The organism is uncultured Nostoc sp. (genome assembly GCF_964245575.1).
Taxonomy (GTDB): Bacteria; Cyanobacteriota; Cyanobacteriia; order Cyanobacteriales; family Nostocaceae; genus Nostoc.
The window spans coordinates 36,962-52,393 of the sequence record NZ_CAXTNP010000018.1; the positions used below are offsets into that span (position 1 = coordinate 36,962).

Annotated in this window: 17 protein-coding genes; 8 read left to right on the forward strand and 9 right to left on the reverse strand. The window is 40.5% G+C overall.

All coding sequences use genetic code 11. The features are described from left to right. The first annotated feature begins 8 nt into the window (after nt 1–8). Complete coding sequence (locus ACFFAP_RS04965) at nt 9–2,129, forward strand: VapE domain-containing protein (RefSeq protein ID WP_375510181.1); 2,121 nt, start codon at nt 9–11, stop codon at nt 2,127–2,129. A gap of 406 nt (nt 2,130–2,535) precedes the next feature. On the opposite strand, the gene ACFFAP_RS04970 is transcribed toward ACFFAP_RS04965, so the two are convergent. The 4 genes from ACFFAP_RS04970 to ACFFAP_RS04985 all read right to left on the reverse strand — a co-directional run bounded on the left by ACFFAP_RS04970 (nt 2,536) and on the right by ACFFAP_RS04985 (nt 6,996). After that, nucleotides 2,536–2,814, reverse strand: a complete 279-nt coding sequence (locus ACFFAP_RS04970; RefSeq protein ID WP_375510182.1) for a hypothetical protein — start codon at nt 2,812–2,814, stop codon at nt 2,536–2,538. Nucleotides 2,815–2,917: 103 nt separating this feature from the next. Further along, nucleotides 2,918–3,247: a hypothetical protein gene (locus ACFFAP_RS04975; protein WP_375510183.1), complete on the reverse strand. Its 330-nt coding sequence runs from the start codon at nt 3,245–3,247 to the stop codon at nt 2,918–2,920. 76 nt (nt 3,248–3,323) lie between these two features. Continuing rightward, nucleotides 3,324–5,114, reverse strand: coding sequence for an ABC transporter ATP-binding protein (locus ACFFAP_RS04980; protein WP_375510184.1), 1,791 nt, complete (start codon nt 5,112–5,114; stop codon nt 3,324–3,326). A gap of 88 nt (nt 5,115–5,202) precedes the next feature. After that, nucleotides 5,203–6,996: an ABC transporter ATP-binding protein gene (locus tag ACFFAP_RS04985; protein WP_375510185.1), complete on the reverse strand. Its 1,794-nt coding sequence runs from the start codon at nt 6,994–6,996 to the stop codon at nt 5,203–5,205. 197 nt (nt 6,997–7,193) lie between these two features. Here ACFFAP_RS04985 and ACFFAP_RS04990 point away from each other — a divergent pair, with 197 nt between their 5' ends. Next, nucleotides 7,194–8,255, forward strand: coding sequence for an L-histidine N(alpha)-methyltransferase (locus ACFFAP_RS04990; protein WP_375510194.1), 1,062 nt, complete (start codon nt 7,194–7,196; stop codon nt 8,253–8,255). A gap of 813 nt (nt 8,256–9,068) precedes the next feature. Here ACFFAP_RS04990 and ACFFAP_RS04995 read toward each other — a convergent pair. Further along, nucleotides 9,069–9,281 carry a type II toxin-antitoxin system HicB family antitoxin gene (locus ACFFAP_RS04995; RefSeq protein WP_375510186.1) on the reverse strand — a complete coding sequence of 71 codons (213 nt, stop codon included), beginning with the start codon at nt 9,279–9,281 and terminating at the stop codon, nt 9,069–9,071. Beyond that, nucleotides 9,265–9,531, reverse strand: a complete 267-nt coding sequence (locus tag ACFFAP_RS05000) for a type II toxin-antitoxin system HicA family toxin (RefSeq protein WP_229472132.1) — start codon at nt 9,529–9,531, stop codon at nt 9,265–9,267. Before ACFFAP_RS05000 ends, ACFFAP_RS04995 begins: the two co-directional genes overlap by 17 nt. Nucleotides 9,532–9,725: 194 nt before the next feature. Here ACFFAP_RS05000 and ACFFAP_RS05005 point away from each other — a divergent pair, with 194 nt between their 5' ends. Both ACFFAP_RS05005 and ACFFAP_RS05010 read left to right on the forward strand, forming a co-directional pair. Further along, complete coding sequence (locus ACFFAP_RS05005; RefSeq protein WP_375510187.1) at nt 9,726–10,496, forward strand: pentapeptide repeat-containing protein; 771 nt, start codon at nt 9,726–9,728, stop codon at nt 10,494–10,496. Nucleotides 10,497–10,552: 56 nt separating this feature from the next. Then, nucleotides 10,553–11,176, forward strand: coding sequence for a TenA family protein (locus tag ACFFAP_RS05010; RefSeq protein ID WP_375510188.1), 624 nt, complete (start codon nt 10,553–10,555; stop codon nt 11,174–11,176). Nucleotides 11,177–11,391: 215 nt separating this feature from the next. Here the strand turns inward: ACFFAP_RS05010 and ACFFAP_RS05015 are convergent, their stop codons facing one another. From ACFFAP_RS05015 to ACFFAP_RS05025, 3 genes are all read right to left on the reverse strand, one after another. Then, nucleotides 11,392–11,967 (reverse strand): Uma2 family endonuclease, encoded by a 576-nt coding sequence (locus tag ACFFAP_RS05015; protein ID WP_375510195.1) that lies wholly within the window; start codon nt 11,965–11,967, stop codon nt 11,392–11,394. Nucleotides 11,968–12,050: 83 nt separating this feature from the next. Further along, nucleotides 12,051–12,386, reverse strand: a complete 336-nt coding sequence (locus ACFFAP_RS05020; RefSeq protein WP_375510196.1) for a type II toxin-antitoxin system HicB family antitoxin — start codon at nt 12,384–12,386, stop codon at nt 12,051–12,053. Beyond that, complete coding sequence (locus tag ACFFAP_RS05025; RefSeq protein ID WP_375510189.1) at nt 12,386–12,646, reverse strand: type II toxin-antitoxin system HicA family toxin; 261 nt, start codon at nt 12,644–12,646, stop codon at nt 12,386–12,388. The genes ACFFAP_RS05020 and ACFFAP_RS05025 overlap by 1 nt, the downstream gene beginning before the upstream one ends. A gap of 377 nt (nt 12,647–13,023) precedes the next feature. Here ACFFAP_RS05025 and ACFFAP_RS05030 point away from each other — a divergent pair, with 377 nt between their 5' ends. From ACFFAP_RS05030 to ACFFAP_RS05045, 4 genes are all read left to right on the forward strand, one after another. Continuing rightward, nucleotides 13,024–13,287, forward strand: coding sequence for a hypothetical protein (locus ACFFAP_RS05030; RefSeq protein WP_375510190.1), 264 nt, complete (start codon nt 13,024–13,026; stop codon nt 13,285–13,287). Then, the gene (locus ACFFAP_RS05035; RefSeq protein WP_375510197.1) at nt 13,278–13,697 is read left to right on the forward strand and encodes a type II toxin-antitoxin system VapC family toxin; all 420 of its coding nucleotides are present in this window, start codon (nt 13,278–13,280) and stop codon (nt 13,695–13,697) included. The genes ACFFAP_RS05030 and ACFFAP_RS05035 overlap by 10 nt, the downstream gene beginning before the upstream one ends. A gap of 401 nt (nt 13,698–14,098) precedes the next feature. After that, nucleotides 14,099–15,217, forward strand: coding sequence for a DUF262 domain-containing protein (locus ACFFAP_RS05040; RefSeq protein WP_375510191.1), 1,119 nt, complete (start codon nt 14,099–14,101; stop codon nt 15,215–15,217). After that, nucleotides 15,214–15,432: MAE_28990/MAE_18760 family HEPN-like nuclease (locus ACFFAP_RS05045; protein WP_375510192.1), on the forward strand; the 219-nt coding region annotated here is incomplete at its 3' end. The genes ACFFAP_RS05040 and ACFFAP_RS05045, both read left to right, overlap by 4 nt.

Genomic DNA, 15,432 nt, shown 5'->3' on the forward strand with positions numbered 1-15,432 from the left:
CCAAACTAATGAAAAATATTTCTTCCAATATACCTCAAACTCAAGACTACACGCAAGCCCAAGCCTACATCTCTTATCTTTGTGGGCAAGAGAATGCAGAGGTTACTTTCCAAACATTTGATGACAACAGCGACCGCAAAGACAAAAGTTTAACCCAACTCTGGCACGACACCTTAAAAAATTCTTGGGACAGAATAACCAAGCTAAACAATGAGGGCGCTGGTGTGTTCGTCGCTGTTCAAGTCACTGATGGTGAAGGCAACCGAAATAATGACACCATCCAAGCTGTACGCTGCATACCCTTAGACTTCGATGGCAAGCTACCGACAGACTTTCACCTAAAGCCAACCATAGTAGACGAAAGCAGCCCTGGTAAAGGTCATGCCTACTGGGTTCTCAAGGAGCCTATAGTCATGACGCGAGAGCAGTATAAATCCATAGTAAAACGACTGATAGCGCACTACGGTTCGGAAGCTGGCGCGGATAAACAATGTAGTGACTTGGCTAGAGTACTGCGCTTACCTGGCACATACAACATGAAGCCTACTTACTCTGTTGATGGAGACGCGCCGTTAGTTGGGTTAGTTAACACCTTAGATTTGACCTACACGTTAGATGAAATCATGTCTGATGTAAATGAGCTAGAGACAGCTAAACCTAAGCCCAACACTAAGGCAGTAGCCCAACAACAAACTATCGCTGTGCCTGCTAATGCTAACTTTATTGACACACTTGACGCTTTCGCCAACAAGCTGAGAAAAGCTCCTGAAGGTGAGCGCAATAGCAAACTCAACACGCTAAAGTATACACTTGCAGGGGCATTTCCAGACAAACTAGAGACAATAGACGAAGTTCTTAGAGCGGTAGCTTTAGAGATAGGCTTGTCTGAAGCTGAAATAACAAGCACTTTAGCTAGTGCAAACAAAGGAACAGAGCGCCCGATTACACTTAAAAGTAATGGAGGCAACCGAAGCAAGAGCAACTTAATGAGAGAAGCCCTAGACAACTACTTTGATGGTAATCTTCAGTGGGATGAGATGAGGAATAAGCTTAGGTTCAGAGGTGAACACTGTAGTATTGAGAGGCTGCACGATATATGTGAGCGAGAGCTTGATATAGACCTACCTTTTGACAGCTTCAAACGTATTGCTTCTGTGAAAGCTCAAGAGAATCCTTATCATGCTGCTCGTGCTTATCTCCAAAGTCTCACTGCTGCCTCTAACCCAGAGCCTATACTTAGCGCCCTGTATCAAGCTATGGGAGTATTTAACCCACTGCATAGGCTTTACATCCGCCGTTGGTTAGTCTCTGCTGTAGCTCGTGCGCTAAACCCAGGATGCAAAGCTGACAACGCTTTAGTGTTGCAAGGTAAGCAAGGCATAGGTAAAACCACTTTCTTTGCTGCACTCTTCGGTGAGTTCTTTCAAACAGTGGGTGAACACAAGAGCGAGGTAGACCAACTGCTTTCGATGACTCGTAGCTGGTGCTGTGAATACGGCGAGATAGAGAACGCATTCAGTAAAAAAGCAGTGGCAGCTATCAAAAGCTTCATGAGCATTACGTCTGACACATTCCGCCGCCCTTATGCCAGTGAACCAGAGGAATACAACAGGCATTTTGTCATCTGTGGCACGACTAACCAGAGTGAATTTCTCTCAGACAGCACGGGTAATCAGCGCTTTTGGGTTGTACCTGTAAATGACGCTATAGACCGCACTGCTGTAGCTGGAATGAGAGATGATGTCTGGAGCGCAGTCTTAGCCTTGTTCCTCAGTGGTGAGCAATGGTGGTTAACTGAGGTTGAGGCGGTCAAAGCAGCAGAAGACACAACCCAATACGAGCAAGAAAATCCTTGGACTGATGCCATTTCTAGCTACCTGCACCAACACAACCCTTGCACCCTCAGAGACATCATGGAACACGGGCTAGGGTTTGACTTAAGCAGATGTAATGACAAGAAGGCTCAAGGTGATATTACAAGCATACTTAAGAAGCTTGGGTGTACAAAAAAAGAAGCCAGACACAACGGAGTAAAGGGGCGCTACTGGTACAGACCAACCCTAGACAATACAAACTCTGATGATGTGAAGGTGACAGTAGAGAACATCCCACAGGAGGAATACTTCTAAGCCCACACTGCCAGAAAAACGAACAACGGGTGCTTACTGAAGAGGAGCGCCCTTTTCTTTTTCTGTGCTGTCCCCACCTCTGCTGCTGTCCCCACCTTGAGACACTATCTTGGGACATCTGAAACTGTTGCTGTATCAAGCCCCTAGACTACTGTCCCCACTGTCTCCACCTGTCTCTAGTTTTAAAAGAGTTAGAGCATATAGTGGGTACAAAGGATAAGTGACAAGGGGACAAGCATAGCTCATGTTATTCAGAAGTGCGTCAAAGTCTCTAAAAGCTGGAGACATCTGGGGACACCTGAGACAACCCTTGCTGTGTAAAGCTTTGAGGCTGTCCTCACCTTCTGTCCCCACCTAGAGACACCAGACACCTGGAGACAAACAGCTTTAGCTTGGTCAACTTCGGTTACTTCTCTCTGCTGTTGACTCTGTGTTCTACGATTACACCTACTATTGCAGCTAGAGTCAGACCTGTTTGTATATTTCGCTCTAGGTTATTTTCTAAGTAAACGTTAGTAATCACTAGAAACAACTGAAACAATAGAGGTGTGAACAACAAAGTTATCAGAATTTTTGCCCCTAAAGATAAAGATTTAGGCTTCGGTGTTTTCGTGTGTCTGTTGTTATTATCTTTCTTCGTTTGTTTTCCATACTTCTGCTCATAATATCGTTTGTAATTATCCATAAGTATCTTTTAGTTACGTTGTTTACACTCACTCAAGCATATCCCACACCACTAGACATCAAGATTTTTGTCAACTTAAGACTAAAGCGGCTAGTGTATCAGTTCACGGAAACAACGGAAGCTCTAAGCCCTCTAGTAGTTCTTTTGCACTCACGCCCTTAGTGCCTGCAATGGTCACAACAGCTAACCAAAGTTGCCTATTCAGAAAAACTTGTTCCATCGTGTTTAGCTCTTGTTTATCATCAGTTCCAAACAATAGCTTATAAGTAGCGCTATGGCATTCTTCAATCCTTTGTTTCAGAGCAGTTCCTTTTAGCCCTGTACTCCGTTGGATAGCTCGACAAAAGGCTTTATAAACACGTTCGCTTTCTAACATAAGTTCGACACTAGGGGAAGTGTAAGCAGTACCAGTGTTGTTACTTTGGGTGTTCATCTTGTTCTGTGTTACTATTGTCAACTAACGCTGTTGGCTACTGTCTGGCTACTCGCACCAGCTAACTTAACCCCAGTTATCCTGAAACCGTTGTGTCTGCTGCACCCAGTTGCAGGGCATAAAGGTTGGCATAGACACCTTGCTGATTGATGAGTTCGGCGTGAGTACCCTGCTCTACAATTTGTCCCTGCTGAATTACTAATACCTGATCTGCCTGGGTAACTGTACTGAGGCGGTGGGCAATTACGAAGCTGGTACGACCTTGCAGCAAACGAGCGATCGCAGTTTGTACTAGCGCTTCTGTACGCGTGTCAATGCTGCTGGTTGCTTCATCAAGAATCAGAATTCGGGGATTAATCAACACCGCACGAGCAATACTGATTAGTTGTCGCTGTCCTTGGCTCAAGGGTGCGCCCCGTTCACCCAATTGAGTTGTATAACCTTGTGGTAGTGAGGTAATGAACTCATGCACATTTGCCAACTGTGCAGCCGCTTCGATATCAGCTTGAGTGGCGTAAGGAGCGCCAAAAGCTATATTTTCGGCTACAGTGCCACTAAACAAAATATTGTCTTGCAGAACGATGCCAATTTGTCGCCGCAGACTTGCTTGAGTAACACTACGCACATCAATATCATCAATTCTGACTGCACCACCAGACACATCGTAGAAGCGCAAAATTAAGTTAATAATTGTACTTTTTCCCGAACCGGTCGGCCCTACTAATGCAACCATCTGCCCTGGATAGGCGTGCAAATTCACCCCTTTGAGAACCAGTTGATCTGGGTTATAGCCAAACTTGACATTTGATAATGTCACCTCACCCTGAATAGGCGGCATTTCTGTAGCATCGGGTGCGTCTTTGAGTTGTGACGGTTCATCTAGCAATAGAAAGATTCGCTCTAATCCGGCGAAGGCAGATTGAGCTTGGGTGTAAAACTGGCTGAGAATTTGGATCGGGCGGAAGAACTGCTGGACGTAAAGTAAAAAGGCTGTCACCACACCCACTGTTGCAGATCCAGTAACCGCAAGATAGCCACCATAAGCCAGCACGCCTGCGGTTGCTAGTGTGTTGAGAAAATCAATGGAGGGCAAAAAGGCCGAAGTAATTGCTACAGCCTCGACGTTAGCATCTCTATTGGCAGCGTTAAGAACGTCGAACTCTTCAATATTCATCTGTACACGATTAAATGCCTGTGCTTCTCTGACGCTACCAATATCTTCTTCTAACTTGGCCGAAAGCTCCCCAATAGTTTGTCGGGTAACGCGAAATCTGGCTCTTGCCCAACGTGCAAATAAGCTGGTGGTAAAAATCATTAGTGGCACAACCAGATTGCTCAACAAACCGAGTTGCAGGTTGATTGATAGCATTGCAATGATGATGCCTACCAAACTAAAACTGTTGCCCAGCATTTGGGCGATCGTCAGTCCAAATGCCTGATTTACAGTATTGACATCATTCAGCAGGCGGCTCATTAAATCGCCTGCTTCGCTGCGATCGAAAAAGCTCAGGGGCAGACTTTGGATTTTAGTAAAAATATCTTGCCTCAGTTGAGCCAGCAATCGCTGCATAATCCAGCCGACTCGAATAATTTGACCCCGGATTGCCAGGACACCAAGTCCATAGTTCAGCGCTAGTAGCCCTAATAACATTAGTAGTCCCTGCAAATTCCCTTGTGCAATTAGGTGATCAATCGACCAGCCGATGAAAAACGGCCCAATTGCTTGGGTTATGGCACCAATAAATACTAATGTCAGGGCGATGGGAATTTCTTTGCGATAAAGTAGCAGGTATTGCAAAAAGCGCCGCAGGGTGGAAATTTGTTGACTCGCCTGCTCAGATGCAACAACGGGAACTGTGCCTCTCATAGCAATTTTGGATTTTAGATTTTGGATTTTGGATTAAAAATCTTTGCCTTGATTACCAGGCTGTAATAAAAATATTACGCAAGACTATTTATTTTAGTTTGGTATCATTTTTTTCTTTTGCCTTTACTTGAGATTCCAAAATCACACCGTAGAGGGGGCTGGTTTGCATTAATTCCTCGTGAGTGCCTTGTGCTACCAATCGTCCTTTGTCCATAAGAAAAATGCGATCGGCATTCTTGACGGTGCTGATGCGTTGAGCTACTACAAAAGTTGTACAAGCTTTTTGACGCATTAAGCTATCTAGTTCGGCTTGAATCTGGGCAGCTGTTTTAGCATCTATAGCCGAGGTGCTATCGTCCAAAATCAGAATGCTGTAATCGGTCAGTAAGGTACGAGCGATCGCAATTCGTTGTTTTTGTCCACCAGACAAGCCTACGCCCCGTTCACCCACAATCGTCTCGTAGCCATCGGGTAGACTACTGATAAAATCGTGCATTTGGGCAGTTTTGGCAACCTCAATCACCTCATCTAGGGTTGCATTGGGTTTTGCGTAGGCAATATTTTCGCGGATTGTGCCAGAGAAGAGGGTGGTTTCCTGAAATACAATGCCAATCCGCGATCTGAGGCTTTTGAGTGTGAAACCTGTTACATCTCGTCCGTCAATACGAACCGCTCCCCCTGTGACATCGTAAAAGCGGGGAATTAAGTTCATAATTGTGCTTTTTCCCGAACCAGTCATCCCGAGAACGGCGATCAGCTCGTTGGGCTTCGTTTCAAAAGAAACTTCTTTGAGAGTTTCAGTTGTCGCTCCTGGATAGCGAAAGGAAACATTTTCAAAGGTGATTCTACCGCCACAGGTGTCAAATGGGACAGCACCAGGGCGATCGCGAATTTCTACTTCCGCATCTACAACTTCGTAGACTCGTTCGGCGGAAGCAGCTGATTGAGCGATCGCAGGTGCAGCAAATCCAATCAACAAAATTGGTTGGAGAATCAAGGCTAGGTAAGAGTTAAACGCCACTAGTTCGCCAATGGAGAACTGATTCCCAATCACTTGCGCTCCCCCGTAGCCGAAAACTGCCAGTGTTACCAAGTTACTCACCAAAAAGATAAAGGGGAAGGTATTGTGGATGGCGCTAATGGTCTTCATGTTTGCCTTGACTAGACCATCATTCATAGTCGTGTAACGCGACCTTTCGGTTGATTCCCGGACGAACGCTTTTACCACCCGGATTCCTAATAAGTTCTCTTGCAATACAGCATTAAGGTCGCTTAGTTGCTCTTGTACTTGCCGAAAAAGTTTGTTATTCCGAGTGACAAATTGTGCCATCAACCATGCATTTAGGGGCACTGCGGTTAGCGTAATCAGTGCTAGTTGCCAGTTCATCACCAGCAAAACCACTGAAATACCCACTAATGTCACAATTGAACCGACGACCTGAATTAAGCTAGTGCCAACAAAGGTACGGATCTGCTCTATGTCGCTGGTGACACGGGTTAACAGTTGGGAAGTCTGCGCCTGGTCATGATAACTAAAACTGAGATTTTGAATTTTGCTGAAAATTTTGTTTCGCAGCTCATAAGCTACACCTTGAGACGCTGCTTCTGCTAGATAGCTTTGTCCGAAGTTAAATACACCACGAGCGATCGCGGCGAGTACCATCCAGGCGGCGCTATATAGCACAATTTGGAGGTTTTGTTGGATAATGCCTTGATCAATTCCCCACCGAAATAGTTGTGGGGTAAGTGCGTTTGCGATCGTCAACAGCAACAGGCTGACCAATGCTCCTAGCGAAGTCCATCGGTAAGTGCTTAAACTCTTAAGCACACGCTGGATTGACTGTATCGACGAAGTTTCCTGGAGTTCTGGTTGCTGAACCACTGGAATTCACCCCTGTGTCTTTGGAAAATTATCTCGTATTTTGATTGTAAAAAAACAATTAGCCAGTTGAGAGGGGGAAATGTGTCATCTATTTATGGTGGAAATGCCAAATTTTGGGACAACGGTATGGGAAAATACCTCTTTGGCAAGCATTGCGGCTAATCTTAAATACCGAAGAAAACCAAAGAACAAGAATAATGGCTCAAAATTTTCATAGCAATTCCCAACTTCCCTCGGATATGTCAACTGCTATCAATCGCACAGCAAAGCCAAGTTCTGAGTTCTACTCTATTTTTTCCGAAGAAGAAGTTTTAGGGATAATTCATGCATTAGAAGTTAGACGAGAAATTCCTTTAAAGTATTCTTATAAAGGTAGAGGAGCAAAAATATGGGATAATTTTTATCGAAAATATGTGATTCCAACATGGTATCGAACATCAAATGTAGAAATTGAACTTTTAAAGGATAATTTTCAATACTTGAATGGCAATATTAAAATTGGGAATAAAGTCAATATTGTAGATGTTGGTGCAGGAAATTCATATCCAGTTAAAAAATTTATCAAAAAACTTAGTGAACTAGGAAAAATTAATAAATATATAGCTTTAGATATCAGCGAGGAATTGCTTCATGTATCCAAAAATAATTTTACCAAATGGTTTCCTCTAGTCGAGTTCATCAGCTCCACAATTGACATAGAAAATAGTTGTGTACCCAAAAGTTTATTCCAAAATAAAGCTAGCCTTGAAATTGACAACACAACAAAAATATTTTTCCACTTAGGTGTTACCATCGGTAATCATCAAAATAGAGATGAGGTACTAAAAAACTTTAGAGATAGCATGGAAAAAAATGATTTTCTGGTATTCACTAATGAAACTGGTACTAACTCTAAATGGGATGGAAACGTCAGAGGTGGCTGCAAGTATCACGTAGAAGAAATATATGGATGGGTTAAAAGCAAGATTGGAATTAAATCTGAAGATTGTGAATTGGTGAGAAAGTATGATTTAAAAACAGATAGTATAGTTGCTAATATGAAACTCCACCATAATTACACTCTAAATTTCAGTCGGATGGGGATAGATAAGAAAATTGAAATATCTGAAGGTGAAGAAATTACTATCTGGCGACATCATAAGTATGAAATCCCTAAACTTTTGCAAGAACTAGAACGTTCTGGGCTGGAACTTATTCACTATAGTATTGACAAATACAAATCACATATTATGGTGATTTGTAAAATTCCCAGTAACTAACCTTTTCAATTAGACTTTCTCTGTCATCTCCAAAACACTGAACTTACAGAACATTGGAGTAAGTAAGCATCGCCGTTGTCAATATCTGCCGTAGTCAGTTTGCCATTGACATCATAGTTGTAACTTGTAATTTCGTCAGCAATGCCTCTCGCTAGTCTAAATGATGCGATTTTAAACTACAATACCTTTGGTGTTAACCATGAAAACCTTAACCTGCGTAGGTTGGGTTGAGGAACGAAACCCAACAATTAACGCTTAATGTTGGGTTTCACTTCGTTCAACCCAACCTACGATTATCCTTAACTCAATGTTATGAAACATTTGTTAATCGGTAGTTTATCAACTCTACTTTTTACAGTGGGAGCTTATGTTTTATTATTGGTGTCAACAAAAGCCTAGAAATAGCTTAACTGTTGGCTTCCTCACTCGCCTAGAACTAAAGTTCTAGGCTACAAGCTTTAGTCTACTCAAGTAGACTAAAGATTTTTGGCTATATTTAGTCATCTTCAGATGACTTGTACTATTAGCAAGGAACTTCAGTTCCTTGCGGGACATGGCTTTACGTTAAGTTGACACAAATGATGTTTTACCGCTCCCTCAATGGCATAGTTTGCCAATGTCAAACAGCATTTGAATTCTCTGGCTACAAGCCGTGTAGTTAATCAGAATCGCTATCTATAACTTAGATACGATAATGACAGTCGGTAGAATTTTTTAGGTCTTTTAGCGAAGATTTTTCTACTCCATATCTAATATGGTGTTAAATATTTATGATGCTCCTAAAAAATCAGTTTGACTTGGTTTGTGTATCAATTAAATGTACATCAAACGCGGTTTAGGCACAGGAACTGGACGCCCTAAATCCTTAGCCGTTTCTATCCATTCCTGCATCACTAATTCTACATTATGCAGAGCTTCTTGATAAGTATCCCCGTCAGCAGCACAGCCTAGTAATTCTGGTACTTCAGCAACAAAGGCTTCATCTAATTCACTCCAGTAGAGAATAACTTCATAGCGAAACATCATTTTTACTTCCTAGCTTATACTTGATAATTACTGCACGAACTTGTTTAATTTGATAGCTTTTGGCTTTTCCTCTCTTATGTTGCAGGTTCAATATTTCCTCAACATCAGCTTTGATAAAAATACGATGATCGCCACGAATCCGTTCCTCAAAGCCTAGTCGATATAAAAGTTGCCAGAGTTGGGCGAAAGGGATGTCTGTATCAGAAGTCCCAGAGAGGATTTTTTCTAAGAGTTTGTCTTGCTGACTCACGTTTTTATGGCTGTCTTAATGCTTCTATAGTCTCATATTTATTTAAAATCAGGTATATGTGAGTGTTTACTCAAATTTACAAGTGATATAGGCAACTACAGAGGGCAAACTGTTCAGATTGCTCATATCATAATGCTGAGGTATAAATCCGTCTCAGTTAACGTTAAATACTGAGTAATAAATATTACATAAATATGAAGAACCAAATTTTAGCTATAGCTGCCTTTTTAACCACGATTAGTTTGGCAACAACCGTACAAGCAGCAAATTCTGAACATGTTAGACAGTTATTGGCAACCAAGCAATGTCAAAACTGTGATTTGACTAATGCAGGTTTAGTGATGGCTGACTTATCTGGAGCCAATTTGAGCGGTGCTAATCTCACAGGTGCTAACCTCAGCCGAGCAAACTTGAGTGGCGCAGATTTGCGGGGTGCAAACTTGAGTGGTGCGAGTTTATTTGGCGTTAACTTGAGCCAAGCTAAATTCCGTGGGGCAAATTTGGCGGGTGTTGATTTGAGAAATACTTATTTAGCAAATGCAGAACTGACTGGTGCTAACTTGAATGGTGCTAACTTCCAAGGTGCAGTTGGTATACCATCACAAATTGCTTCACCAGAGGAATTTTATGCTTTGGGTGTAGCAGAAGGGCAAAAAGGTAACCAACAGCAAGCGATTAGTTATTTTAATCAAGCGATCGCTATTAAACCAGAATTTGCGGGTGCTTATTTAGCTCGTGGTGTCGCCCGTTACCAAATACTAGATAGACAAGGTGCATTTCAAGATGCCCAAGTTGCTGAAAAATTGTTTACATCTCAAAACAATACCCCTGGAACGCAAACAGCCCAAGTTTTTATTAAAGAACTGCAAACACCCGTAAATGAGAAGGTAAGTGCTGGTAAACCCAGTTTCGTGGACTTTTTGGGAAGTCTTGGTTCAGTCTTGCTCCAGTTCTTCCCTTTTTAAGAGTGAGAGTTGAAACAACAGAGGGATAATAACAAATGACAAATGACAAATAACAAATGACTTTATCTAACGAATTATGGGCAGCAAATCAAGACTTAGCCCAAGCTTGCCTAGAGCATCCTTTCGTTCAAGGCATTGGCGATGGTACTCTTGAGCAAGCTAAATTTGCTTACTACGTAGGGCAAGATGCTTTTTTTTTAGAAGCTTTTGCCCGTGCGTACAGTATCGCCGCAGCTAAAGCACCAGACTGGTTAGGTTTCACCACATTTCATAACTTAGTTAGTGGAGTTTTAGAAGAACTGCGGCTGCATAGTGGCTATGCTTCTGGGTGGGGAGTCAATTTGCATTCTGTAAAACCAGAAGCCGCTACCCGCCGCTATACTGACTTTTTGTTAGCAACTGCTTGGGGTGCAGATGTGGGCTTAACTGCTGCGGCGATGTCTCCCTGTATGCGTTTGTATGCCTTTTTGGGAGAACAGTTAGCTGGTAACGACATTCCTAATCATCAATATGCAGACTGGATTCGTACTTACAGCAGTGCAGATTTTCAACCACTAACACAACAATTAGAAAATTTGGTTGACAATTATGCCGCTACCAATTCTGTTGTGCATTCAACCTATCGTTATGCGATGTTTTGCGAACGCGACTTTTTTCAGGCTGCGTGGATTTTGGAGTAGGGTAGCACAACTAGCTGTGCTACCCTATGAACTTAACGAATAATAGCTGCCCTGCCCCATTAGGTAAAATAAACTTAGACATTGCTCAAGCTGCCTTTGCCATCTTTACTAGCGTTATCAGTGTTAGTGTTGGAAAAACTGGTAGTTTGAGTCTTTTTGTATGTTGCGACGCCGAATAGCCCGTCGTAGACATCGCACTTCGTGTTTTAATCAATTCACCAAATATCTTCAAAATTAAGCACAAATCCAGGCAGTATATCTTCTCCTGATAAACTAGCAGGAGATTGCAGTAGTTCAACATCTCTACCGAAACGATAAATTTCTACTTGCCGATTTTTTAAATTAATTAACCAACCTAATTTAGCACCGTTGTCTTGGTACTCTTGCATTTTATTTTGTAGCCTTTTTAAACAATCAGTATCAGAACGCAATTCCACTACAAAATCAGGACATACAGGCAAAAATCCCTCTTTTTGTTCCTGTGTGAGAGAATCCCATCTGTCACGTTTTAACCAAGATGCGTCAGGAGAACGAACTGCCCCATTTGGTAAAATAAACCCAACCGAAGAACCAAAAGCTATACCTAGTGACTCATGACGATTCCACACTCCAAGTTGAGCAGTTAAATTAGCATTGCGGTTGCTGGTTAAACCTCCGACTAAAGGCATTAGTAGCAATGTGCTATCAGCATTACGCTCAAATCTGATTAATTCATTTATCTGACATAACTGGAAGAATTGCTCATCTGTTATTTGAAGAACAGGAGCAAAGTTGATAGTTAACGCATCCATAGAAAAATTTAAACTTGAATATTCCCATAAAAACGTCAAAGGCGATCGCACTTTGGCAAAAAACATATTTAGAAAAGTTGACTCTAGGTATTGATTACTTTATCCGCAGCAACAGTTAAGATTTCATCCATCCAAGCATTTATACTTTTGCCAGCCTTTTTAGCAGCAATAAATATTTTCCGGTGGTGTTCTGGAGTTGTACGGAATGGAAGTTTGCCAGAGAATGGTTTATCAGGATCTTCTCCTAGTTCTTCACAAAAAGCAAGATAATCATCAACAGAAATTTGGAATTCTTGACGCGCTTCATCTACAGTTTTTGCCTTAAAGGTAATCACGTCATTAATATCTAGGACTTGACCAAATATTATTCCCGCTTCTACATCTACTTCTACACTAGCTGTGTATCCCTTATAAGTCATCATATTTCAATTCCTGCCTTAATTAAAAATTCTCTAACAGATTTGACTGCTCCTTTATCTGTTTCATTTTGAGGATGCGGTTCGTGAAAAACAGCTTTCACATCATTTAATTTCACACGAACCCGCGAACCTCTACCTTGAGTAATATCAGCACCGAGAGCTATAAATAAACTTTCAATATCTTTCCAAAGAATATTAGATGGTACAGGATTTGTAAAAATTAACTCTAAAATCTGACATTGTTTGTTATTGAGATCCATTTAATCAATACAATTACAGCCATTTTACAGTTAAGTTAAGTATAACCATCAATTTTACGATATCATATTATGATATCGTGAAAAATATAGAAGCGATCGCTGTTTATATGATGGCATTGTAGGCGATCGCATGTTGTCCAAGAGTGAGTGCGTTAGCGTAGCTCACCGTAGGTATCGCCTTGCAGAAAACCTCAAAAACAAAGTGTAGACGCGTAGCGCAAAGCCGGAGACGCTCCGCCTCCGGGCAAGTCGAGTGACATCGCCTGTTATGCAAGAGTGAGCGATCGCTGTGTATATTTGACTTAAAGTATAATAGTGAGCATCAAACCCCTATTTGTTAGAATATCTTTTGTTACTAAAGAGAGAGAAGTTATCTGGTGGACTCTACATTTAACTGGAAACTGGAACAGACTTTACTAGAAAAAGTCATAAATCTGGCTAGTCAACGAGGGCAATCTCCTGAATCAATAGTCAGTGAAGCTGTTAAGCTATATCTCGAAACCCAATTGCTAGAAACAGTTGATAATGCTGCATCTGACCCATTAATTGGCTTATTTGCAGGAAGACCTGATTTGGCTACAAACTCAGAAGATATTCTCCAACAGGAGATTACTGAAAAATCTGGTTGGACGTGGAAATAACCTCAGCAGTAGCTGATACGGGTTTTGTTGTAGCATTGTTGAATCGTTCAGATGCAATGCACAGTGTTGTTGCAACAGTATATATACAACAAAAACAAATTCTGTTACCCCAAACAGTATTGGCAGAATTAGCTTATTTGGTAGGACGTAATGCAGGTATAACGACAGTTGTAGCTTTTTTGCAAGGGCTATCTGCGAGTCGTTTTAGTTTAGTAGCTTTAACAGACCAAGATGTGATTCGTGTGGCGGAAATCTTGGATGAGTATGCAGATAGTCGGATTGATTTTGTAGATGCAAGTGTTATGGCTATAGCTGAACGCTATGGTATTAAAAAAATATTTACCTTAGATCAGCGAGATTTTAGATTATATCGACCTCAGCACTGCGATAGCTTTGAAATTTTGCCCTAAAGAAATAATAGTTAACAAAAGAGCGATCGCTTTGCAGAAAACCTCAAAAATAAAGCGTAGAGGCGTAGCGACTTGTCCTTAGGAACGTGAGTTAAATAAAATGCAAAACTTCATTTTTTATCTAGCTTCCATCTCCAATATATCGGAGAGGGATTGAGGGTGAGGTAAGCCAAGGACATAAATTGTATGTTATTTAATTCTTATTCCTTAGACATCGCCTGTTGTGGAAGAGTGAGTGCGATCACACTTCATAAGCCACAGCTAAAGCAATATTTTGCAATGGAAAATGCTAAAGTATTTTATTTATAAGGGTTTTTTGAAATTTATATTCAGCACAACAATAACTGAATAATCAAAAGTACGATACCATAGATGCAATAACTTAGATATGTCAATCTAATATGAGTAACAATTTATTAAGCAAAAACATTACAGAACAAATGCAGGAAGAAGCAGAGATACAAATCCGTGACAAGAAAAAAGTCGTTGACTATAACACAATTGAGTACCCTATTGAAGTTATAGTTCAAAAATACCTAAAAGGTCTTGATGATGATTCTAATGAATTATTTATTCCAGATTACCAAAGAGCGATGATTTGGGATGAAAAAAGACAATCTAAATTTATTGAATCTATTTTGTTAGGTTTACCTATTGCTTATACTTATGTTGCAGATACTTCAGGGGAAGCAACAGACGAAAATCTTTTAGAAACCAAAGATTTAGCTCGTTTAGAAATCATAGATGGAACACAAAGGATTCGCACTTTAGCTAATTTTATTAATAACGAGTTATGTTTACAGGATTTAGAAAAGTTAGATAAACTGAAAGGATTTATATTTTCTAGTCTACCTATTGCACGTCAAAGACGTTTTCAACGAACAACCATAAGAATGATTCAACTCACAGAAGATGCTGATGAAGAAACTCGTAGAGATTTATTTGAAAGAATCAATACGGGTAGTGTTGAATTAAATCCAATGGAAAAAATTAGAGGTATTAGAAGAGGCCCTTTTCTTGATTTGATAGATGAATTAGCGAAATACCAAAAATTTCTTAGTATTTGTGCTTTTACAAAACCCTCCATTAGGAGAGTAGAACCACAAGAATTTGTTTTACGATTTTTTGCTTTTTTGAATAATTATCAAAGTTTTAATAAAAATATTAATGAGTTTCTTGATAGTTATGTACAGGAACTTAATAAAGCTGAACCAAATACTCTAGAAAACATGAAAAATGAATTTTATGCAATGATTGATTTTGTTGAGATGTATCTTCCAACAGGTTTTAGACAAGGGAAGAAAAAGGATAGAACAACAACTCGAATTAAATTTGAATCTCTTGCTGTTGGTATAGCTTTAGCTTTAAGACAACAAGAAAACCTCAAGCCTGCATCAGTAGATTTCCTGAATTCAAAAGAATTTATAGGATACACTAGTAGTGATGCTAGTAGTTCTAGAAATAAAGTTATTCGTCGTATTGAATATATCCGTGATCAGATTTTAGGTACAGTTGAGTGAAAAAAATATTAGATTTAGATGATTTCAACGAACGTGCTAAAGACGTTAGTGATTATCTTTATTTTCTGAGAGATTTAGAACAGGGTCAAATTCTATTAAATAAGAATGGTGCAATTTCTAAAATTGATGATGAATTAGATAAAAGTTTAAAAGCTACTGGATTTTTATTGCTTTACAATCTTATAGAATCTACTATGAGAAATGCTATTCAAAGT